The sequence below is a fragment of the Burkholderia stagnalis genome (assembly GCF_902830275.1).
GTDB lineage: Bacteria > Pseudomonadota > Gammaproteobacteria > Burkholderiales > Burkholderiaceae > Burkholderia > Burkholderia stagnalis.
Genome location: NZ_CADESW010000001.1, coordinates 585,191 through 606,044, shown reverse-complemented (window position 1 = coordinate 606,044; position 20,854 = coordinate 585,191). Strand labels below are relative to the sequence as shown.

Here is a 20,854-nt window from a genome sequence, read left to right as displayed (position 1 = left end):
GGCCGTCAATCGCCGATCGCGTGGCCGATCAGGCCGCCGGCCGCGGCGCCGCCGATCGTGCCCGCCGTGCTGCCGTGCGAGAGTTCGTGGCCGGCGACACCGCCTGCGGTCGCGCCGAGCACCGTGCCGCACGCGGCGAGCGTCAACAGGGAAAGACTGCAGAGCAAAACTTGCAACATCCTTTTCATCAGGGCACTCCTACCGATGGTTGGAACATGCCTGTTTGACGAGTGACGTTCAAAAAGTGTCCGACGCGTTTGTCACTGTGTGTTAGCGGATCCGACCCGATACCGATAGCGCAGCAGATGATCCGTGCCCGATTCGGACAACCAGACTTCCCCCGGCCGGCGCCATCATCTGGCGCACGTTCGCATGCGCACGCGGCAGCGCGAGCACGTCGAACTTGCCGGATCGCGGGTCGAAACGCGCGAGCGCGTTGGCGCTCCATTCGCTGAGCCAGACGATGTCGCGCTCGTCGACGACGATCGCGTAGGCATGCGGATCACGGCCGGGCAGAGGCCCGGAACAGATGGCATCATCGTCGGATTTGATACGGCTTCCGAATGAATGCACGGACGCCATGCTACGGCAACACCTCAATCGGAAAACCTCCCGTGACGTCCTTCCCCCGCGCTGAAGCGCGCGGCACCGGCGACCCCCTCGGCAAACACGACCGGCGCGCCATTCGCGCCTTCCCGGCGCAGCGCTTCCGCGAGCGGCAGGTCCCATTGCTCGTATGCCGAGCGTCGGTCCGCGAGCATGCATTGACGGGGAAACGCGGCGATCTGTCGGGCGATGCGCGTCGCATGCGCGAGCGCTTCGCCGTTCGGCGCGATGGCATTGACGAGCCCCATGCCTTTGGCTTCCTGCGCGCCCACGGGGCGGCCGGTCAGGATCATGTCCATCGCGTGTCCCATGCCGACGACGCGCGGCAGCCTCACCGTGCCGCCGTCGATCAGCGGTATACCCCAGCGCCGGCAGAACACGCCGAATACGGCATCTTCTTCCGCGATGCGGAGATCGGCCAGCAGCGCGAGTTCGAGCCCGCCCGCGACCGCATGGCCGGCGACCGCCGCGATCAGCGGCTTCGACAATGCCATGCGGCTTGGCCCCATCGGGCCCGGGCCTTCGCCTGTCGGGTCGACGCTGTTGCGCAATGCCGGATCGCCGACGGCCTTCAGGTCGGCGCCGGCGCAGAAGTTGCCTCCGGCGCCCGTGAGGATCGCGACCGCGAGCGCGGCATCGGCCTCGAAGCGATCGAATGCTTCGCGGAGCCGCAACGCGGTGGGGCTGTCGACGGCGTTGCGCCGTTCAGGCCGGTTGAGAGTGATCGTGCAGACTGCGCCATCCGTCGCGTAAATCACGTCGTCCATCGTTTCCCCCTTGGAAAGCCGGCATGTGCGTGTGCGACACGAGCGCGACACGCCGGCAAACATCGAGCGATACGCATGCCGGGCTTCATTGTGACGCAACGGCGGGGACGAGGTGCGATCTCACCGGTCGGGCTGGCGTGTTCGACCGGAGGTGCGGCCGAGCGTTTCCTCCTGACACCGGCACGTTGAAGCCGATCGCTTGGGGCAGGCCGTCGGGTTTGGAATCGCCACGGTGTCGAGGAATGCCGGTGCGGGTAAACACCGGCTGCGGGACACGCGGCGAAATCGTTCGATGGAGTGTAGTGACGTGCTTCGGATCGAGGCATCACTGATGCGCCCGGAAACCGGTTGTCAACGACACCGGTGCGACGCGCCTGATCATCGGGATCGAGACCATGCGTACCCCTGCTCGAAAGTTTCTCGCGATCGGCCTGAGCGCCGTCGCGCTGTCGCTGGCCGGCGTGCCGTCGCACGGCCAGCAGGTCGTCAGGATCGGCGCATCGAGCCCGCTCACCGGCATCAGCGCGTCGAACGGCAAGGATCTCGAGAACGGTGTCCGGCTCGCGGTCGAAGAGGCGAATGCGCAGCACATCAAGCTCGGCGGCCAGGATGTCCGCTTCGAGCTCGATACGGTGGATGACCAGGGCGACCCGCGCATCGGCGTGCAGGTCGCGCAGAAGCTGGTCGACGACGGAGTCGTGGCCGTGGTCGGCTACTACAACTCGGGGGTCGCGCTGCCGTCCGCGCCGATCTTCGCGAAGGCCGGCATTCCGCTGATCGATCCGGCGGCAACCAATCCGGCGATCACGCGTCAGGGGCTGAAGACGGTCTTTCGCATCATCGCGACCGACGCGCAGAACTCCGGCAATGCCGGCACCTATGCGGTCACCGTGATGAAGGCGCGGCGCATCGCGGTGATGGACGACCGCACCGCGTTCGGCCAGGGCGCCGTGGAGGAATTCAAGAAGGCCGTCATTGCCGCGGGCGGGCGGATCGTCGCAGCCGAATACACGAACGACAAGGCCGTCGAATTCAATGCGCAGCTCACCAACATCAAGGCGGCGAACGCGGACCTGCTGTACTTCGGCGGCCTGGACAACCAGGCGGCGCTCCTCGTCAAGCGGATGAAGCAGCTTGGCATGCGGGTGCAGTTCGTCGGCAGCGGCGGCATCGCGGATAGCATCTTCCTCAACGTGGCCGGCCCAGCGGCCGAAGGCGCGATGGCGTGGGAATACGGGCGGCCGATCGATACGCTGCCGCAAGGCAAGGCGTTCGCGCAGAAGTTCAGGAAGCGCTTCGGCGTGGAGATGCTCACCTATTCGCCGTTCTCGTACGACTGCGTGCGGGTCGTGATTCACGCGATGCGGCAGGCGAATTCCGCGAAGCCGGCCGAGTTCCTGCCGGCGCTGCGCGCGACGCGCTACGAAGGCATCACGGGGCAGATCGCGTTCGACGCGAATGGCGATCTCGAGCACCCGACGTCGACCCTTTATCAGGTGAAAGGCGGGCGCTGGGCGCCGGTGACGACGATCGGCACCGAATGACGCGTGGGCGGTCGGGGCGGGTTTTTCGGCACGCGGACACGGCGCATAATGACCGGATGCCGACGCTCGGCAGGGGAAGGGTGGCATGCACTGCGCAAACTGCGGATTCGACAACCTCGTCGGGGCCAGATTTTGCGAAGCGTGTGGCTCCCCGATGTCGCGCACCTGTCCGCATTGCGGGCACGACGCGAGCCCCGCCGCGCGCTTCTGCAACGCGTGCGGCGCACCGCTTGCCGATACGGCCTCCGGCACACCGCCGCCACCGAGCCCGAAGCCGGCCACCGAGCTTTCTCTCGCACCGATCCACTACACGCCGCACCATCTCGCCGTACGCATTCGCGCCGAACAGGCGGCGATGGAAGCGCGCGGCGAAACTGCCGGCGAACGCAAGACCGTCACCGCGTTGTTCGCGGACATGGCGGGTTCCACCGCGTTGATCCACGACCTCGATCCGGAGGAGGCACATCGTCTGATCGAGCCCGTCGTCGCGCTGATGATGGAGGCGGTCCACTACTACGAAGGCTACGTCGCGAAGTCGCTCGGCGACGGCATCCTCGCGCTGTTCGGCGCGCCGATCGCCCATGAGGATCATCCGCAGCGTGCGCTGTTCGCGGCGTTGCGGATGCAGCAGGCGATGCGGCGTCACGGCGATCGCATCCGTCTGGAGAAAGGCATTCCGCTGCAGATTCGCGTCGGCGTGCATACGGGCGAAGTGGTCGTGCGCTCAATCCGTACCGACGACCTGCATACCGACTACGATCCGGTCGGCCACACGATCCACATCGCGTCGCGCATGGAAGGCATTGCGGCGCCGTCGTCGATTCTCGTCAGCGATTCGACGCACAAGCTGGCCGAAGGCTATTTCGAGTTCAAGGCGCTCGGCGCGACGCAGCTCAAAGGCATTCCGGACCCGCTGTCGGTGTACGAAGTGCTGGGCCTCGGCGCGCTGCGCACGCGGCTGCAACTCGCCGCGCATCGCGGCCTCGCCCGCTTCGTCGGCCGCGATGCCGAGCTGGAGCACCTGCAGGATGCGCTGGAGCAGGTCAGGGCGGGGCATGGGCGGATCGTCGGCGTGCGCGGGGAGGCCGGCGTCGGGAAGTCGCGGCTGTTCCATGAATTCAAGGAACGTTCGCGGCGCGGCTGCCTGCTGCTGGAGACGTTTTCGGTGTCGCACGGCAAGGCGTTCGCCTACCTGCCGCTGATCGAGCTGCTGAAGAACTACTTCCAGATCACCGCGCAGGACGACGAGCGGCGCTGCCGCGAGAAAGTCATGGGCAAGGTGCTGACGCTCGAACGCGGCTTCGAGGATCTCGTGCCTTACCTGCTGTACCTGCTCGGCATCGGCGAACCCGGTTCGGCGCTGTCGGAGATGGACCCGCGGATTCGTCGCGAGCGGACCTTCGACGCGATCATCCAGCTTCTGGCGCGCGAGAGCCGCGACCAGCCGGTCGAGCTGCTGTTCGAAGACCTGCAATGGCTCGATCGCGAGACGGAAGCGTTCCTCGCGCACCTGAGCGAGCGCGTGCCGACTACCCGAATCCTGCTGCTCGTGAACTACCGGCCCGAGTATCGGCCCGTGTGGACGCGCGCAGGGCATGGCCTCCAGCTTCGTCTCGAACCGCTCGGCCCGGCGGAAGCACAGGGCCTGCTCGCGGCGCTGCTCGGCGACGATCCGTCGCTGATGCCGCTCAAGCGGCTGATCCTCGAGAAGACCGAGGGCAACCCGTTCTTCATGGAGGAGGTCGTGCAGACCCTGGCCGAGGAGCAATCGCTGCTCGGCGATCCGGGCCGCTACCGGGTCGGGCGCACGCCCGCTGCGCTGCATATCCCGACCACCGTGCAGGGCGTGCTGGCCGCGCGTATCGATCGGCTTCCGGTCGCTGAGAAGGAACTGCTGCAGACGCTCGCGGTGATCGGCAAGGAGTTTCCGTACAGCCTGATCCGGCGCATCTGCGGCGGCGAACCCGCGCACACCGACGACGATCTGCGTCGGCTGCTCGCGCATCTGGAAGCCGCGGAATTCATCTACGAGCGGCCGGCGTTTCCGGAGGTCGAGTATTCGTTCAAGCACGCGCTGACGCAGGAAGTGGCCGGCCATTCGCTGCTGACGCATCGGCGCAGCGCGTTGCACGAGCGCACCGCGCAGGCGATCGAGGCGCTGTTCCCGACCCGCATCGCGGATTACTGCAGCGAACTTGCGCATCACTACAGCCTGAGCGGCAATCTTCCGAAGGCCGTCGAGTATCTGCACCAGGCCGCGCAACAGGCGCTCCGCCACGCCGCACACCTGGACGCGATGCAGCACCTCGGCACGGCGCTCGAGCTGCTGAAGCAGTTGCCCGACACGCCGGCGCGCGCGCATCAGGAACTGGCGCTGCTGCTGTCGCTCGGGCCCGCGTTGATGGACGTGCGCGGCTATGGCGCGCCGGAGGTGGCCGCCACCTACAGCCGCGCGCTGACGCTGTGCGAGCAGACCGGCGAGACGTCGCAGCGCTTCGCCGCGCAGTTGGGGTTGCGGATCCACTACCTGACGCGCGCCGAATACGCGACCGCGCGCGACCTCGGCAAGCAGATGCTCGACGTGGCGACGCGTGCGAAGGATCCGGGCTTGCTGATGGAGTCGTATGGCGCGCTCGGCGCGTGCCTGTTCCTGCAGGGGAACCTCGACGCCGCGCGTACGCATCAGGAACAGGCGTTGGCGATCTACGACCCGGAGCAGCATCAGGCGCACGTCTTCGCGCATGGCGTGGACCCCGGCATCCGCGCGCTGAATTTCCTGACGCTGACGTTGTGGTTGCAGGGCTACCCCGACCAGGCGCTCAAGCGAAGCATGGAGGCGTTGGCGCTTGCGCAGAAGCTTGCGTATGGCCCGACGCTGGCGTTTACGCTTGCGTATGCGTCCGAGCTGCATCAGCTTCGGCGCGAATCGTCGCTGGCCCGCGAACACGCGGAAGCCGTCGTGACGCTGTCGACTGAGCACGGCTTGCCGTACTGGCTCGCGTGGGGTACGTTTTTCGGGGGCTGGGCGCTGACCGAACGGGACCATCTTGCAGAAGGGATTGCGCAGATGAGCGAAGGCCTTGCCGCTGATAGAGCCGCGGGCGGCGAGGATCAGCGCTCGTACTTTCTCGCGCTGCTGGCCGATTGCCATCGGCGTGCGGGTGATCGGGATACGGGCATGCGGCTGCTCGACGAAGCGATGGCGATTCTGGACAAAGCAGGGGAGCGTTGCTTCGAAGCCGAGTTGCATCGGCTGAAGGGCGTCATGCTGATCGATGAGTCGAACGATGACGTTTCCGTTTCGATCGACGCAGCCGAAGCCTGCTTGCAAAGGGCGATCGAGGTGGCGCGTGCCCAAGGTGCCAGGTCGCTGGAATTGCGCGCCGTGACGAGTCTCGCGCGGCTGTGGCGGCATGTGGGGCGCGTCGCCGAGGCCAGGCAGGCGTTGTCCGAGATCTATGGCTGGTTTACGGAGGGTTTCGACACCGCCGACCTGCGTGAGGCGAAGGCGTTGCTCGAGACGCTTGCATCCGATCAGCCTTAGTACCTGTCGAGTAATCCATCCATGCTTTTCTGCTTGAACCTGACGTTACGTCATGATTTATTGTGCGTTCAAGCGGAGGAGTTGCGATGTCATTGAAAATCGGAGCGCTCGCAAAGCGGGCGGGCCTGACCGTTCGGGCGCTGCATCACTATGACGCCATTGGGCTGTTGTCTCCTTCCGCCCGCGCAGAGGGCGGCTCCCGGCGATATAGCCATGAAGACGTGATTCGCCTTCACCGGATCCAGGCGCTCAAGCATTTCGGCTGCGCGCTGTCGGACATCAAGGTGTATCTGGACGATTCGGGAATCGCCCCCGTCGAAATCATTCACCGACAGATCAGCGTGCTGGACGAACAGGCCCGGCGTGCGCAGACGCTGCGCGATGGCCTTCAGCATCTGGCCGACAAGCTCACCCGTGGCAGCGAGGCTGGGACGGCGGACTGGCTCAACCTATTGGAAATGATGACGATGTACGAAAAACATCTCACACGTGAAGACCTCGATCATTTGCACGCGCAACAACAGCAATTGGGTGCGCACCTGGACACGCGCCGAATCGAATTGATGGCCGAGATGAGGCGTTCGGTCGACACGGGGTTGCTGCCGGAAGATCCGGACGCGCAAGCGCTGGCGTGGCGCTGGATCCAGTACATGAAGGATGCGACAGGGGATAACGCCCCACTGGCATCCCGATTGAAGACCATGCAGGAACAGGAACCGAGAGCGCAGGAGATCATCGGTTTCACGCCGGACATGCATCGATGGATTTCGCTATCGGTTGCCAACGCCCGGGCACGCCTCTTTGCGAAGCATCTGTCGCCCGTCGAATTCGAGGAAGTTCGGCGGCGCATGATCGCCCATGTGGACGATTGGCCAGGGTTGATCGCGGACGTGCGAACACAGATGGAAGCGGGTGCGAATGTCGCCGATCCGGCAGTTCAGACATTGGCCCGTCGATGGCATGACCTCTTTCGTGAATCGTACTGCGGCGAGGATCGCGCACTCGAAAGCAAGGTGCATCGCGTGCTCGCGGCCGAACCGGATCTGATGATCGGCGTGGGCCTGGATATGCCGCTGATCCTGTTTATTCAAAAGGCGATCCTGGCCTTGAATGCGGCCAAACGAGCATCAGACAATGTAGGCCCCAAGCCAAGCGCGCAGCGCGTCGCGACGTTGCGCGCCGTGCATCAGTTGCTCGATAGCCCGCTGGTCCTGGAAGACCGGCATGCGCTGAAGATACTGGGCGGCACGAACGAGGCGGCCGTTCTCGGCAACCCGGATCATTACGATGATCCGTTATCCAAAGCACTGAGGTTGTCCCTTGTAGTGCGCAGCCGATTTGCCGAAGACGAATGGCACAAGGCCGCGCAGCGTGGCGTTCGCCAATACGTCATCCTGGGCGCCGGGCTGGACACGTATGCCTATCGCGAGGACCCTCAATCCGCGAGAATCTTCGAGGTCGATCTCCCCGCGACGCAGCAATGGAAGCGCGCGTGCCTGAGTGCCGCCGGCATCGAAATTCCGGCATCGCTGACGTACGTACCCATCGACTTCGAACACGACACCCTGGCGCACGCGTTATCTGAAGCTGGATTCAGGCAGGACGAGCCGGCATTTTTCTCATGGCTCGGCGTGTCGATGTATCTCGAGGACGACGCGATCCTGAATACCTTGCGGTTCATCGCATCGTGTGCGGCCGGCAGCGCCGTCGTGTTCGACTATGTCGTCACGCCGTCATTGCTCGCGCCCATGGAGCGACTGGGGATGGAACTGGTGCGCGCGAAAGTGGCGGAAGGCGGGGAGCCGTGGAAAACGTATTTCGATCCGGCGTCGCTGGCCGACACCATTCGCTTGCTGGGATTTGGCGAGGCGAACAACGTCAGCCCGGAAAGCCTGAATGATCGTTACCTGGCGGAGCGCAAGGATGGTTTCAGGATGGGAGGCTCGTCCAGATTGATGCACGCCATTGTCTGAACGGCCGTGGAGCTGGGTTCCGGCTTCGGCGCAATGGCGCGAAGCCGGCCCGCTCGACTCGCTCAATCCACGCTTTCCGCATGCGCCTTGTGCTGCGCCGCCAGCCGCGCCTGCTGGGCCGGCGGAACCGGATCGTAGTGGCTCAACTGAATGCTGTAATTGCCGTGCCCGCCCGCGATCGCATTCAGGCGCGACTGGTAGTCGTTGAGTTCGGCGAGCGGCACCTTGCCCGCGACGACCATCGCGTGGCCGCCCACCGTGCGTGTGCCGTGCACTTGCCCGCGCCGCGACGAGAGATCGCCGATGATGTCGCCCATCGCCGTTTCCGGCGTCATCACTTCGATGTCGACGATCGGTTCGAGCACCATCGGCTGGGCTTTCAACACCGCGTCGATGAAGGCTTTGCGCCCGGCCGTGACGAACGCCACTTCCTTCGAGTCGACCGGATGGCTCTTGCCGTCGTACACGGTCACGCGCACGTCCTGCATCGGGAAGCCCGCAAGCGGCCCGCTGTCGATCACCTGCTGGATGCCTTTCTCCACCGCGGGAATGAACTGCGTGGGAATCGCGCCGCCCTTGACCGCGTCGACGAACTCGAACCCGTCGCCGCGCGGCAGCGGTTCCACGCGCAGCATGACTTCGCCGAACTGGCCGGCGCCGCCGGTCTGCTTCTTGTGGCGATAGTGGCCTTCCGCCTTGCCGCCGATGGTTTCGCGCCACGCGATCGTCGGCGGCCGCGTGACGACGTCGAGCTTGTACTGGTCGGTGAGCCGCTCCAGCATGAAGCGCAGATGCAGTTCGCCGAGCCCGCGCACGACCGTCTCGTTGGTGCCGACGGGGTGGCCGATCACGAGGCACGGATCTTCGGCCGCGAGCTTCTGCAGCACTTCCCACAAGCGCTGTTCGTTGCCGCGCCGCGCCGGCTCGATTGCGAGGCCGTAGATCGGCGTGGGGAAATCGAGCGACGTGAGGTGGACGTTGCCGTCTTCGGGGGCGTCGTGCAGCACGTCGTCGAAACTGATGTCGTCGGCTTTCGTGACCGCGCAGATGTTGCCGGGGCCCGCGCGCAGCACGTCCGTGTGTTCCTTGCCCTGCAGCATCAGCAGGCGCGCGACCTTGAACGGCTGGCGACCGTTGCCGATATAGAGCTGGCTGTCGCGCGTGACCGTGCCCTGATGGATGCGAAATACCGCCATCTTGCCGATGTACGGGTCCATCACGATCTTGAATACGTGCGCGAGTACGTGCTTGTCGGCGACGGGCTGCGCGTGCACGGTTTCCACCTTGCCGTCGACTTCGCGATAGAACAGCGGCGGGTTGCCTTCGGTGACGTTCGGCAGCAGCCGCACGAACACGTCGAGCAGCTGGGCGATGCCCGCGCCGGTGGCGGCCGACGTGAAGCAGACGGGCACCAGATGCCCTTCGCGCAACGCGCGTTCGAACGGCGCGTGCAGTTGTTCGGGGCGGACCGCTTCGCCCTGTTCCAGATACAGCTCCATCAACTCGGGATCCAGTTCGATCACCTGATCGATCAGCGCGTTGTGCGCGGCTTCCACCGAGTGGAAATCGGATTCGCCGGACGGGTTGAAGAAGCAGTCGACAACGTCGCTGTTGCCCCTCGCGGGCAGGTTGATCGGCAGGCAGGTCTTGCCGAACATCTCCTGGATCTCGGCGAGCAGCGCGGGGAGGTCGACTTTTTCGCCGTCGATGCCGTTCACGATGATCATCCGGCAGAGCTTGCGTTGCTGCGCGAACGTCATCATCCGGCGGGTGGTCATTTCGATGCCGGTGCGGGCGTTAATCACGATCGCCGCCGTTTCGACGGCGGGCAGCGCGCTGATCGACAGGCCGGCGAAGTCGGGGTAGCCGGGGGTGTCGAGCAGGCAGATGCGGGTGTCCTGGAAATCGAACTGGGCGACGGCGGAGCTGAGCGAGTGGTGGTATTTGCGTTCCAGTGGGTCGAAATCGCACAGGGCGGTGCCCTTGGCGACGCTGCCGGGCGCGTGCAGCGCGCCGCCCTGGTGCAGCAGTGCTTCGGCAAGCGAGGTCTTGCCGCATCCGGCGTGCCCGACCAGTGCGATCGTGCGGATGGCTTCGGGAGGGTAGTCCATGGCCGCCATCGTCCAGGAGTGGGTGTGGGGGAATTATTGGCGAAATTTGGGTGGTGTGCCAATTATGGAGAGCGAGGGGGAGGGGCTGGCTGGAGGGTGGGATTTGGGGAGCGGGTCGCTGCGGTGCGGGATTTTTGGGGATGTTGGCTGAGTGTTGGGGCTTGGGTGCCAACGCCGCTGCACTTCGGGCCGGATGGTGCATATTTTCGCGCCGCAGCGTCGATGCGCGTGTGCTAGCTTGAAAGCGTCAATCGTGCGGTAGGGAGGAACGCGAAATGTCCATCATTGCTCCAGACGAAAGGGCGGATTTTGTCGCCGTGTTGCATCGGCATAACTTGGTCGAGTCGGACTTCACGATCCAGGAGACGGTAGCGCCGGAGGTTGTTGACGAGGTCTATCCGCTGGTTGGGTACGTCACAGTTATTCGCTGCTCGACGCTCAAGGAGAAAGGGTATCGGGTCGGGCATGGCACGGCTTGGACGGTGGAGTTCGATAGGGATTTGACGCGGGGGGCGTTTGGGTGAGGGGGGATCGGATTGCGGGCCGGCCGTGGTGGGGATCGGTGTGGGCTTTCAGGTAAGAAAGGGGCAACGGTCTTGGCTGCTATGCAGCTTCAAGTGTGTTGCATCGACGGGTTGAATCCGCAACCCTGAGCGGTCAATCAGGTTTGCCGCTAACGGCCATTCAGCATCAGGCTTTGGCGCTGGTAGGATTCACGTCTGGTTGGATGAATCGGAGCGAATCAGCAAATGAAATTCGAGATCGAAGGGAAAGCGGAAATCATCTCGCCAACTCCACGACAGATCACCCGATCACTGCAATCGCTGCGAAGCTATGGCGAATCTTCTTATGCATCGTTGACTGACGCTCGTGGTAACTACGTGCAGGTAGCGGGCGGCGGTGCTAGTTGCATGATCGAGCGTTACGAATTTGATGCGCAGCGGTGGAGGGCATTCCACGACAAACCGTCACCCGTGCGCCCCGATGGCACCGTCTTGGTCTTCCGGGCGGGCAACATTCCGATGCGCGCAGATGAATGGTTCATGGCCGACCAAGTTGCCGAAGTATTTCTGGCCTTCTTCAACGGTGTCCCGTACCCACCATTTGTTCATTGGCGACCACCGCCGGGCCTTTAAGCAACAGAATGCAGCAGCCGGGAGGCGAGTTGGCCGGCTTCTGCACCTCAGTACTGTCGTCGATTCGAAGCTTGAATTCGACTGACCGAAGCTGGCCGTTCACCGCCCCCAGCGTCACGTTTGAAAACTAACGAAAGTCCTGGTACTCGAAAACGCAGTGTTTCAACCAGCGTCGCCACGATGACCTGATCGATCGGCCCGGCGGTTTGAAACTCAATGACAGTGCCGTTCATATCCGTCTGTCCGAGCATTTCGGCCGGCCCCGACGGTTTCCCGCGAACGTAACTCTGCGACCAGATCTCGCCGTCCCTCATGCTGGTGAACTTGAACGCCCGACAGGCGACGTTGGCGACCGAAGGACCTGGTGAACCATGATCGCCCCAGACCAATTTCCGAAGTATTCCGTCAAGTTCCGAACTGAAAGGCGTACATGGATAGAAGCTGGTCAGTGCTCGCTCTGCGTGTGAGAGCGTATCGCCCACGTCTGGAGTCAACCGCATTCCTCGGCCGGTATCGGCGAGCCTTCCTTCCGCACCATCAAGTTCAAGGGTAATCGTCAGATTCGGGCTATAGCTAAATTCCACAACGGATACGGCTAGCAAGGGTGCGCAGACATCCGCCGGCGAAAGCCGCTGAGAAAGCCAAAAGATTTCATCATGGTCCCTTGTTCTCTCGGGGCTGCGAGACGCAGTCGATTGTCATCGATCCTGCGTGTCGAGTCGACTGGCTGCTGATGGCCGGGAAACGTCGCCGTCATATAGAATGACGCGCTTTGCCCGTCCTCCTATGTGGTTCAAGAATCTTCAGCTTCATCGTCTTCCGGCACCTTGGGCCGTTACCCCCGATCAGATGGAAGAATGGCTGGCGCCCTACGCGTTTCAGCCGGGCACCAGCGTCGAGATGCAGCGTTTCGGATGGGCGTCGCCGCGTGACGACGGCGCGCTTGTGTATTCGATCAACCGGCAAATGCTGCTGGTGTTTCGTGCCGAAAAGAAGCTGCTCCCGGCGTCGGTCGTCAATCAAGTGACCAAGGCCCGGGCGCTTGAAGTCGAGGAGCAGCAGGGCTTCAAGGTGGGGCGAAAACAGCTGCGCGAACTCAAGGAGCAGGTTACCGACGAACTGCTGCCGCGCGCGTTCACGATTCGCCGCGATACCCGCGTGTGGATCGATACGGCGAACGGCTGGCTCGTCATCGATGCGGCTGCACAGGCGCTTGCCGACGACGTTCGCGGCCTGCTCGTCAAATCGATCCCTCAATTGCCGCTCGCCAGCGTTCAGGTAGCGCTTTCGCCGGTCGCCGCGATGACGGATTGGCTGCTGTCCGGCGAGGCGCCGGGCGGATTCACCGTGGACCAGGACGCCGAGTTGCGCTCGAGCGGCGAAGGCGGTGCCACGGTGCGATACGTCGGCCACGCACTGGAAGCGAACGACATGCGCCGGCACATCGAGGCCGGCAAACAATGCATGCGCCTCGCGATGACCTGGGATGATCGAATCTCCTTTGTGCTGACACCGTCGCTGACGATCAAGCGTGTCACGCCGCTCGACGTCATCAAGGAGGCGACGGATCCCACCGCGCAGAACGACGATGAACGCTTCGACTCGGATGTCGCTCTGATGACGGGTGAATTGGGGCGGATGTTTGCCGATCTTGTCGATATCCTGGGTGGCGAGCGGCGCGACTCGATTCATCAGGCGGCAGCAGCCTGAACCCCGTCGGCTGTCAAGGATCATCGCCCCGCGACAGCGAGGCTTCGCGCTGACGCGACATTTCGAGGAAGACCGTCGCTGCCCTGGAGGCGGGGCGCGGCTGGGCGCTTTCATCAATTCGTTGCATCGACGGGTTGAATCCGCAAAGTGGTCCGGTCATCCGAGCCGACCTCTCAGGGGCAGCAACTCGGCCGAGGTAGTTGCCGAGCATGTTCGCTCGGGGTTGGCTGGAATCAGCCGGTGCCACCGGCCGAACGACTGGGATCATTGATCCCAATCTTCGCGCCGTACGATGCTGGCTTTGAACTTCCACGACACCAAGCATTGCGCATGGCGAGCTAAGATTTGCACACCAAAATAGGTCGTACGGGATATTGAGTGTGATTTCTTGCACTCGGTCGAGCGGTGCACGACGTCGAAATGTAGATCGATGACGTTTTTTGCTGCAGGCTGAATGGCTGCGATCCTATAGCGGGATTGTTTCGAATCGTCATGGCCTGATTGAGTCCGACATGAACGAGATCTCTGTTCGTTCAAAATTGCCGATCCGTTGCCGGTACGCGCTGTGTCCTGCGGGCGGCTGACTGGATCGTGTTCCCTATACCCATTGGCTAACGTTTGCCCGAACCTCGATCATCAGGCGATCAACGCTGGTCTAATAAGTCATGTTGAGTCGATGGCGATCGCGAATCCCTGGCGCGCGTGAGTGACAGATGCGGCGCAATCCACGTTCTTCCATTGATCTGTCGTACGAACCAAGCCACTAACAAAGGAGGACCACCCACCACCAAATCACCGCCGTAAACGAGCGCGGGCCGCAAGTGCTACCAACACTCACGACCCGCTAACCGCAGCCAACTATAGAGGAGTTGACCATGGCTAAGCCGAATCATAATTCACGCCCACCGATCACGGAACGTTTCGTGACGATGCAGGAACTCTGGGGCCGCCCGAAAAACATGGGGTCCAGGCCGTCGACGACTCTCCCGTATTTCAAGATCGCCGGCATGTGGATCATCAACGACGCTGGTTTTGTACCGGGCCGACGAGCGCGGATCACGATCGAGCCGGGCAGGCTGATCATCACGGCGATGTAAGCGGCGTGGGGCCGCGAGGTTCGCGGCCCTTAGCGTGCAAGGTTCTCCGCTGCGGCCGCGTCCAGTTCGACGCGTGTGGGGCAATTGCACCTCGTTACGCGGAGGTATCAGAAATCGTGCGCACAAGCTGATTTCAATGAGGCCCCAAAGCGCGCGATTTAAGTATCCGCATGGTTCTGATTTAGTCGTTGCACGATGCAACGGCGTGCAACGAGTCACGTTTCGCGAAACAATCACGCGCATTATGTTGAGCATGTGCACCGTCATCCCGCCACGCCGCGCCAGTACAACCCATAGCGCAACAGCGACCGTAGCCCCACCGCCTCGCCCCCTCGACATCCCCACACGAATCAGCGACTATCCCACCACCGCCACCCGCCGTCCCGAAGTCCCGCAAATGACCGTCGACCACCACCCAGCCTGGATGCCCGTCGCGCTGAGCGAACGCGGCGTACGCCGCTTCCCCACAGGCGACACAAACCCCCGCATCGTCGAATACAACAACCACACGAACCTCGTCGGCTACGACGACAAGATTTCGTGGTGTTCGTCTTTCATGAACTGGTGCATGGCGCATGCGGGTTTCCGCGGCACGGGTTCCGCGCTCGCGCGTTCGTGGCTCGAATGGGGCAGGGCGCTCGAGCGGCCGGTTTACGGCTGCATCGCCGTGCTCACGCGCGACGATCCGGCGAGCTGGAAAGGGCACGTCGGCTTCTATCTCCGTCACGATGACGAGCACGTCTACCTGTGGGGCGGCAATCAACTCGAAGAAGTGCGCGAGCTCGCGTACCCGCTCGACACCGTGCTCGGCTACCGTTGGCCGGCCTGACACACCCGCGCCGTACCCGCTCACGCGCCGCCGCACGCGTTGCTACACTGCTGCTCGCCCATCATCAACGAGGAGAGTGCAGTGCCAACCGGGAACCTCCGCCTTTACGCGGACGCGCAGTACACAAGCCCCTACGCGATGTCCGTCTACGTCGCGCTTCAAGAAAAGTCGCTGCCGTTCGAACTCGTCACCGTCGACCTCGGCAACCGCGCGCATTTCGCGCCGGACTACGCGGCGACGTCGCTGACGCAACGCGTGCCGACGCTCGTCCACGACGGGTTTGCGCTGTCGGAATCGTCGGCGATCACCGAGTATCTCGACGAGACGTTCCCCGGCGCGCGCCTGTATCCCACCGACCGCCAACAGCGCGCGCGGGCACGGCAGGTGCAGGCGTGGCTGCGCAGCGACCTGATGCCGATCCGCGCCGAACGCTCGACCGAGGTGGTGTTCTACGGGCCGTCGCGCGAACCGCTGTCGGGCCTCGCGCAGGCGGCGGCAAAGAAGCTGTTCGCGGCAGCCGACGCGCTGCTCGCACCGGGCGCGGCGAACCTGTTCGGCGACTGGTGCATCGCGGATGTCGATCTCGCGGTGATGCTGAACCGTCTCGTGTTGAACGACGACCCGGTGCCGACGCGTCTCGCGGACTATGCGCGCGCGCAGTGGGAACGGCCGTCGGTGCAGCGCTGGGTGAAGCTGGCGCGCCCGCCGCTGTGACGCGTTCGCGTCACGGCCTCAAGCGAAGCTGTGCCGCATCAGATAGAAATTGAGGTCCGGCCGGCTGGACATCGTGAGCGTCTGCGGGTCGGCCGCGAAGCCCAGCTTCTCGTAGAAACCGTGCGCGGATTCGCGCGCGGTACACCACACCAGCTCAGCATCGCGCGCCTGCGCATGACGCAGGCACAAATGCACGAGGAGGCGGCCGAAGCCGAGCCCCCGCGCGGACGCATGCACGGCCATCCCGCGCAGGCGCCACGCGCGCAGCCCGGGCGCACTGCCTTCCGGGCGATCCTCGCACAGCGACGCGATCGCGACGATGCGCTCGCGATCCTGGACGGCCAGATGGATGGTCGTCGGCGCATGATCGCCCGGCAGCGTGCATGCATCCTCGTCTCTCTTGAGCAAAACCTCGGCCCGAAGCGGATACGTCTGTTCCGCCTGTATCGCTGAAATCGTAAACAACACGCCATTTTGGGTCATGGTTTTTCCAATTATTTCTGGAACTGGTTTTAGTGCAGACACGAAATTTACAGCACCAGCACAAATTACAGTTGTCGAAATTTAAGCTTGAAGATAATCTTCGGAAGTCGCAGATTTCATTTCGAACAAGTCATTTAACTGTGATCGCAGATGACGGGGAAAACATTGACCAACGCCGAGAGTGCTTACGAGGAGATTCGCGCGCGAATCTTTGACGGGAGACTCACGCCTGGACAAAAGATTTCTCATCGGGGCCTTGCCGGCGAGCTGGGTTTCGGGCAGATGCCGGTGCGCAGCGCGCTGCACCTCCTGGAGGCCGAGGGGCTCGTCACCGTCGTGGGCAAGAGCGGCACGTTCGTCACGTCGCCGACCAACGACGATCTGCGTGAAATCTTCGAAATGCGGCTGGCGTTGGAGAGTACGGCAGCCTATCTCGCGGCGCGGGGCGGCGCGACCGACGGCCTCAGCGAGGCCGCGGACAGGATGAAGCGGCTGCTCGAGGCGGACACGGGCGACATCATGGTCGAGCAGCGCATCGGCTGGGTGTTTCACCAGGAACTGTTCCTCGCGGCGAGGAATCCGCGAATCTCGACGGCCTACGAATTACTGCGGGTACAGACCCTCGCGCTGAATGAATTGCCGCGGGGCGACGCCGAGACGGTGCGCCGCGGCACGATCGAGCATTTGCGGATTTATCACGCGATCGTCGAAAAGGATTGCGAACTCGCTCGACAGCATATGTGGAATCACATCGTCGACGGCACACCCGCGCGAATCAGATTAATACGGGCACAACATGAATAAGACTCCCTCGAAAATCTCGCTTCCGATTCAGATGTTTACCGGCCTCGTGCTGGGCGGCGCATGCGGTATCTGGCTGCCGGACGTGGGCGCGAAACTCGGCTTTGTCACGGCCATTTTCGGGCATGCGATCAAGATGGTCGTGATGCCGCTGATCTTCCTGTCGGTGACGCTCGGCGTCTATCGCGCGCGGCAGCAGCGCGGCCGGCTCGGCTCCGTCGCGGGCCTGAGCATCGCGTTCTTCGTCGTGATGACCGCGCTGGCGGCGGCGCTCGGGCTGCTGCTCAACTTCGCGTTCCGTCCGGGCCTCGGCGCGAGCATGGCGCAGACGGGCTCGATGCCGCAGCACCTCGCGTCGTCGATCGACTGGATGCAGTTCGTGGTCGACCTGATCCCGAGCAACATCGTCGCGGCGCTCGCGGCGGGCAACTCGTTGCCGGTGCTGGTGTTCGGCCTGCTGCTCGGGTCCGCACTGTCTGCGGTTCCGGATCGCGCTGAACCTGCGATCGCAGTTTTCGAGGCGTTGCTGGCCGCGCTGTTCAAGCTGGTCGAATGGGTGATCGCGTGGTCGCCGCTGGCGATCTTCTCGGCGCTCGCGCTGCTGTTCGCGACCAAGGGCTTCGCGGCGCTGCATCCGCTGCTCAAGCTGCTCGGTGTCGCGTATCTCGGCATGGCGATCCTCGCGGTGATCCTGACGACGATCATCAAGGTGTCGGGCCAGTCGCCGCTCGCGGTGCTGCGCAAGGTGCGCGAGCCGCTGATCCTTGCGTTCACGACGCGTTCGTCCGAGATCACGTTTCCGCTGCACCTGAAGAAGCTGACCGAGATGGGCGTGCCGCGCGGCGTCGCGTCGACCATCCTGCCGCTCGCGTACATCTTCAATCGCGACGGCGCGGTGCTCTATACGGCGCTCGCGGTCGGCTACCTCGGCGACGCGTATCACATCGTGTGGACCTGGCCGATCGTGCTGACGGTGGCGATCCTCACGATCGTCACGATCGACGGCGCGGCCAACGTGCCGTCCGGCGCGATCGTCGCGATCACCGTGGTGCTCACGTCGATCGGCCTGCCCGCGGATGCCGTGCTGCTGATCCTCGGCGTCGACGCGTTCTTCGACATGGGCCGCACGGCGCTGAACGTGTATGCGAGCACCACGGCCGCGGCAGTCGCGGTCAAGCTCGCGGGCCCGGAATACGCGCAGGACGACGCAGGGATCCCGCAGTCGAACCAGCAGCATGCATGACGTTCGGGCGTCGGTGTCGTGCGAAGAAGCGCCAGCGTATGGCGCTTCGCATCGGCACCGGACGCTTGAACGAGGAAGGATCCTGAAGAAGGACAGACGGCCGTCGCGTGTGTTGCGAGCGCAGGCGGCGGCCGGAAATGAATCGGCCGATGGCGGTGTTGCGAGCACCGGCACCGGCCTGACCATCGGAAGCTTTTGAGAGACCGTCCATGGCTGCCCGTATTCTACGGCAACATCGGCTGCGTCGGACATGCAGTGGTCCGGCGATGGCCTGTCGACTGCCGCCAATCATTCGACCCGCGCGCATCGTCGGTTTTGATGCCGATGCGAACGTTTGCGTGGGCGCCCGGATCGTGCACACCGTGTCGACGCGCATGCGCGGGTGGGCGCTCGCCGCGCGTCTGCATGCCGGATCCACTGCGCGGCACCCGTCTTTCGAAAGCTCAATCGGTTCTCACTCGGCACGGACTTCCGGTCCCGTGTCCCGCCTGACGGCGTATACATGGTTGTTAGCGCCTCGGATTCGTCAGGTGGCTTCACCGCGCGCTTCGTCTCCTCGGGCGCAGCGCGCGTCTTTTATACCGATCCCATCGAGCGCGGTGGCGCCGCTGCCGGCCAGCCCGGCCGCAAGCGCGCCGCTCGACGGGGCCAAGCCACGCGCCGGCATGCCGGCGCAAGCGCGCAAGTCGCGGCGTGTGCGTCCGGAGCCGGACGCACGCGACGCCGACGATCCGCCGGTCGACCTCGGGTAGCCCACGCGCGGCGCGACGCGCGCGATCACGGTCGCGGCGCGTCGCCGACACGAACTTGCGTGACGGCGGCGCGCTCGTCGAACGCGCACGCGATCCACATCGTCCATCAATTCGCCGCCACGGCGTCTGCGTTCCCGCCATCGGCCGCGTCATGCCGGCTCCACCCGCCACCCAGCGACCGGTACAGCGCCACCGCCGACAGCGCATGCTCGCGGCGCACCTGGTTGAGCGCATCCGAATCGCGCAGGTACACCTCCTGCGCCGACAGCACGTCGAGGAAATCCGTCGCACCGCCCTTGTAGAGCTTGTTCGCGAGACCGAGCGCCTTGTCCGACGCGGCGAGCGCGCTGTCGAGGCGCTGCGTCGCCGCCGTCGTGCCGACGAGGTTCGCGCGCGCGTCCTCCACTTCGCGCAGCGCCTGCAGCATCGTCTGCCGCAGGCCGAGCTCCGATTCGCGCATCCGGCTTTCGCTCTGCGCGATGTCGGCGGTGATGCGTCCTGCGTTGAAGATCGGGCTCGTCGCGCTCAGCGCGGCGCTGAACAGGTTGTCGGTGAGCGTCGGCAGGCCGAGGTAGGACGCGGCGAGGATACCGTCCGTGAGGTTCAGCGAGAACTTCGGATAGCGCTCCGCCTTCGCGACGCCGACCTGCGCCGCGCGCTGCTCGACGCGCGCATACGCGGCCAGCACGTCGGGGCGGCGCAGCAGCGCCTGCGACGGCAGCGTGCGCGGCGTGCCGCCGGGCGGCGCGGGAATGTCGCCGGCCTGCGCGAGCACGAGACGGTCGACCGATTCCGGTGTGCGCCCCGAATACACCGCGATCAGGTTGAGCTGGTGCGCGATCTGCGCCTGCGTCGGCGGAATGCGCGCTTCGAGCGCATCGAGCTGGTTCTGCGCGCGCGTGACGTCGAGTTCCGTCGACAGCCCGAACGCCTGCCGCTTGCGCGTCAGGTCGAGCGCGCGCTGCCGGATCGTTGCGTTGTCCTGCAGGATCCGCAGTTCCTGCTGCGCCCAGCGCAGGTCGACATACGCGGATGCCGTGTCGGCGGCCAGCGCGAGCCGCATCGCGTCTTCCGCATGCTTCTGCCCGACGAGTTCGGCCTGCGCCGCGAGCAGGTCGAGCCGTTCGCCGCCGAACACGTCGGGCGACCAGCTGAGCACGAGCCCCGCGCCGGCCTGCTTCACGTAGCCGAGCGGCGGCGGTATGTTCTGGCGCGCGGCGGACGCATGCGCGGTTGCGTCGAGCTCGGGCAGCAGCACCGCGCGCTTCTGCACGGTCAGCGCCTGCGCCTGCTTCACACGTTCGGTGGCCGCCTGCAGGTCGAGATTGCCGTCGAGCACGGTGGCGATCAGCTGATCGAGCGCGGGATCGTGGAACTGCGCCCACCACGCAGCGGCGTCGACGTCGGCGCGCGGCACGTCCGTGTCCCACGCGTGCGGCGCGAGCGATTCGACCGATTCGTGCAGCGCGGGATGCTGCGCGGGCTGCACCGCGCAGCCGGCGGCGAGCGCGCTGACGGCGAGGGCGACGAGAAGCTTCTTCATG

The 20,854-nt window shown here is 64.4% G+C and carries 17 protein-coding genes and 1 pseudogene; 11 read left to right on the top strand and 7 right to left on the bottom strand.

Annotation, left to right across the window (positions count from 1 at the left end):
* Nucleotides 1-5: 5 nt before the first annotated feature.
* From HWY45_RS02640 to HWY45_RS02630, 3 genes and pseudogenes are all read right to left on the bottom strand, one after another.
* Nucleotides 6-188, bottom strand: a complete 183-nt coding sequence (locus tag HWY45_RS02640) for a glycine zipper 2TM domain-containing protein (protein ID WP_059563289.1) — start codon at nucleotides 186-188, stop codon at nucleotides 6-8.
* A 72-nt stretch (nucleotides 189-260) separates the two neighbouring features.
* Nucleotides 261-516: pseudogene (locus tag HWY45_RS02635) on the bottom strand (lyase); the annotation flags it as partial.
* Nucleotides 517-596: 80 nt separating this feature from the next.
* Nucleotides 597-1,373 (bottom strand): crotonase/enoyl-CoA hydratase family protein, encoded by a 777-nt coding sequence (locus HWY45_RS02630; protein ID WP_059884429.1) that lies wholly within the window; start codon nucleotides 1,371-1,373, stop codon nucleotides 597-599.
* Nucleotides 1,374-1,768: 395 nt separating this feature from the next.
* Here HWY45_RS02630 and HWY45_RS02625 point away from each other — a divergent pair, with 395 nt between their 5' ends.
* From HWY45_RS02625 to HWY45_RS02615, 3 genes are all read left to right on the top strand, one after another.
* Entirely contained in the window at nucleotides 1,769-2,917 is a 1,149-nt protein-coding gene (locus tag HWY45_RS02625; protein WP_059884428.1) for a branched-chain amino acid ABC transporter substrate-binding protein, read from the top strand.
* A gap of 85 nt (nucleotides 2,918-3,002) precedes the next feature.
* Complete coding sequence (locus HWY45_RS02620) at nucleotides 3,003-6,461, top strand: adenylate/guanylate cyclase domain-containing protein (protein WP_059884427.1); 3,459 nt, start codon at nucleotides 3,003-3,005, stop codon at nucleotides 6,459-6,461.
* Between the two features lie 86 nt (nucleotides 6,462-6,547).
* Nucleotides 6,548-8,434 (top strand): SAM-dependent methyltransferase, encoded by a 1,887-nt coding sequence (locus HWY45_RS02615; RefSeq protein ID WP_059884426.1) that lies wholly within the window; start codon nucleotides 6,548-6,550, stop codon nucleotides 8,432-8,434.
* A gap of 62 nt (nucleotides 8,435-8,496) precedes the next feature.
* Here HWY45_RS02615 and fusA read toward each other — a convergent pair whose 3' ends face one another.
* The gene (fusA, locus tag HWY45_RS02610; protein WP_059884425.1) at nucleotides 8,497-10,545 is read right to left on the bottom strand and encodes an elongation factor G; all 2,049 of its coding nucleotides are present in this window, start codon (nucleotides 10,543-10,545) and stop codon (nucleotides 8,497-8,499) included.
* 275 nt (nucleotides 10,546-10,820) lie between these two features.
* Between fusA and HWY45_RS02605 the strand changes: the two genes are divergently transcribed.
* Nucleotides 10,821-11,069, top strand: coding sequence for a hypothetical protein (locus HWY45_RS02605; RefSeq protein WP_059563283.1), 249 nt, complete (start codon nucleotides 10,821-10,823; stop codon nucleotides 11,067-11,069).
* Nucleotides 11,070-11,294: 225 nt separating this feature from the next.
* The gene (locus HWY45_RS02600) at nucleotides 11,295-11,681 is read left to right on the top strand and encodes a hypothetical protein (RefSeq protein ID WP_081069882.1); all 387 of its coding nucleotides are present in this window, start codon (nucleotides 11,295-11,297) and stop codon (nucleotides 11,679-11,681) included.
* A 47-nt stretch (nucleotides 11,682-11,728) separates the two neighbouring features.
* On the opposite strand, the gene HWY45_RS02595 is transcribed toward HWY45_RS02600, so the two are convergent.
* Entirely contained in the window at nucleotides 11,729-12,265 is a 537-nt protein-coding gene (locus tag HWY45_RS02595) for an ATP-binding protein (RefSeq protein WP_155631922.1), read from the bottom strand.
* Between the two features lie 202 nt (nucleotides 12,266-12,467).
* On the opposite strand from HWY45_RS02595, the gene HWY45_RS02590 reads away from it, so the two are divergent.
* The 4 genes from HWY45_RS02590 to yfcF all read left to right on the top strand — a co-directional run bounded on the left by HWY45_RS02590 (nucleotide 12,468) and on the right by yfcF (nucleotide 16,031).
* Nucleotides 12,468-13,391: a recombination-associated protein RdgC gene (locus HWY45_RS02590; protein ID WP_059884424.1), complete on the top strand. Its 924-nt coding sequence runs from the start codon at nucleotides 12,468-12,470 to the stop codon at nucleotides 13,389-13,391.
* Between the two features lie 875 nt (nucleotides 13,392-14,266).
* Nucleotides 14,267-14,488 carry a SymE family type I addiction module toxin gene (locus HWY45_RS02585; RefSeq protein ID WP_063895660.1) on the top strand — a complete coding sequence of 74 codons (222 nt, stop codon included), beginning with the start codon at nucleotides 14,267-14,269 and terminating at the stop codon, nucleotides 14,486-14,488.
* 397 nt (nucleotides 14,489-14,885) lie between these two features.
* Nucleotides 14,886-15,317, top strand: a complete 432-nt coding sequence (locus HWY45_RS02580; protein ID WP_081063024.1) for a TIGR02594 family protein — start codon at nucleotides 14,886-14,888, stop codon at nucleotides 15,315-15,317.
* 81 nt (nucleotides 15,318-15,398) lie between these two features.
* Nucleotides 15,399-16,031: a glutathione transferase gene (gene yfcF / locus HWY45_RS02575; protein WP_081069881.1), complete on the top strand. Its 633-nt coding sequence runs from the start codon at nucleotides 15,399-15,401 to the stop codon at nucleotides 16,029-16,031.
* A gap of 18 nt (nucleotides 16,032-16,049) precedes the next feature.
* On the opposite strand, the gene HWY45_RS02570 is transcribed toward yfcF, so the two are convergent.
* Entirely contained in the window at nucleotides 16,050-16,439 is a 390-nt protein-coding gene (locus tag HWY45_RS02570; protein ID WP_081063026.1) for a GNAT family N-acetyltransferase, read from the bottom strand.
* A gap of 225 nt (nucleotides 16,440-16,664) precedes the next feature.
* On the opposite strand from HWY45_RS02570, the gene HWY45_RS02565 reads away from it, so the two are divergent.
* Both HWY45_RS02565 and HWY45_RS02560 read left to right on the top strand, forming a co-directional pair.
* Complete coding sequence (locus HWY45_RS02565) at nucleotides 16,665-17,318, top strand: GntR family transcriptional regulator (RefSeq protein ID WP_059563279.1); 654 nt, start codon at nucleotides 16,665-16,667, stop codon at nucleotides 17,316-17,318.
* On the top strand, nucleotides 17,311-18,558 hold the full coding sequence (locus HWY45_RS02560) for a dicarboxylate/amino acid:cation symporter (RefSeq protein WP_059563278.1): 1,248 nt from the start codon (nucleotides 17,311-17,313) through the stop codon (nucleotides 18,556-18,558). Before HWY45_RS02565 ends, HWY45_RS02560 begins: the two co-directional genes overlap by 8 nt.
* A gap of 858 nt (nucleotides 18,559-19,416) precedes the next feature.
* Here the strand turns inward: HWY45_RS02560 and HWY45_RS02555 are convergent.
* On the bottom strand, nucleotides 19,417-20,853 hold the full coding sequence (locus HWY45_RS02555; RefSeq protein ID WP_059884520.1) for an efflux transporter outer membrane subunit: 1,437 nt from the start codon (nucleotides 20,851-20,853) through the stop codon (nucleotides 19,417-19,419).
* Between the last annotated feature and the right edge of the window lies 1 nt (nucleotide 20,854).

Excerpts from the sequence above, each read along its gene's own strand:
- HWY45_RS02640 (WP_059563289.1), bottom strand. The coding sequence starts at position 188 with ATGAAAAGGATGTTGCAAGTTTTGCTCTGCAGTCTTTCCCTGTTGACG.
- HWY45_RS02615 (WP_059884426.1), top strand. The coding sequence starts at position 6,548 with ATGTCATTGAAAATCGGAGCGCTCGCAAAGCGGGCGGGCCTGACCGTT.
- HWY45_RS02560 (WP_059563278.1), top strand. The coding sequence starts at position 17,311 with ATGAATAAGACTCCCTCGAAAATCTCGCTTCCGATTCAGATGTTTACC.
- HWY45_RS02630 (WP_059884429.1), bottom strand. The coding sequence starts at position 1,373 with ATGGACGACGTGATTTACGCGACGGATGGCGCAGTCTGCACGATCACT.
- HWY45_RS02555 (WP_059884520.1), bottom strand. The coding sequence starts at position 20,853 with ATGAAGAAGCTTCTCGTCGCCCTCGCCGTCAGCGCGCTCGCCGCCGGC.
- HWY45_RS02605 (WP_059563283.1), top strand. The coding sequence starts at position 10,821 with ATGTCCATCATTGCTCCAGACGAAAGGGCGGATTTTGTCGCCGTGTTG.
- HWY45_RS02625 (WP_059884428.1), top strand. The coding sequence starts at position 1,769 with ATGCGTACCCCTGCTCGAAAGTTTCTCGCGATCGGCCTGAGCGCCGTC.
- HWY45_RS02580 (WP_081063024.1), top strand. The coding sequence starts at position 14,886 with ATGACCGTCGACCACCACCCAGCCTGGATGCCCGTCGCGCTGAGCGAA.
- fusA (WP_059884425.1), bottom strand. The coding sequence starts at position 10,545 with ATGGACTACCCTCCCGAAGCCATCCGCACGATCGCACTGGTCGGGCAC.
- HWY45_RS02620 (WP_059884427.1), top strand. The coding sequence starts at position 3,003 with ATGCACTGCGCAAACTGCGGATTCGACAACCTCGTCGGGGCCAGATTT.
- HWY45_RS02590 (WP_059884424.1), top strand. The coding sequence starts at position 12,468 with ATGTGGTTCAAGAATCTTCAGCTTCATCGTCTTCCGGCACCTTGGGCC.
- HWY45_RS02565 (WP_059563279.1), top strand. The coding sequence starts at position 16,665 with ATGACGGGGAAAACATTGACCAACGCCGAGAGTGCTTACGAGGAGATT.
- HWY45_RS02600 (WP_081069882.1), top strand. The coding sequence starts at position 11,295 with ATGAAATTCGAGATCGAAGGGAAAGCGGAAATCATCTCGCCAACTCCA.
- HWY45_RS02585 (WP_063895660.1), top strand. The coding sequence starts at position 14,267 with ATGGCTAAGCCGAATCATAATTCACGCCCACCGATCACGGAACGTTTC.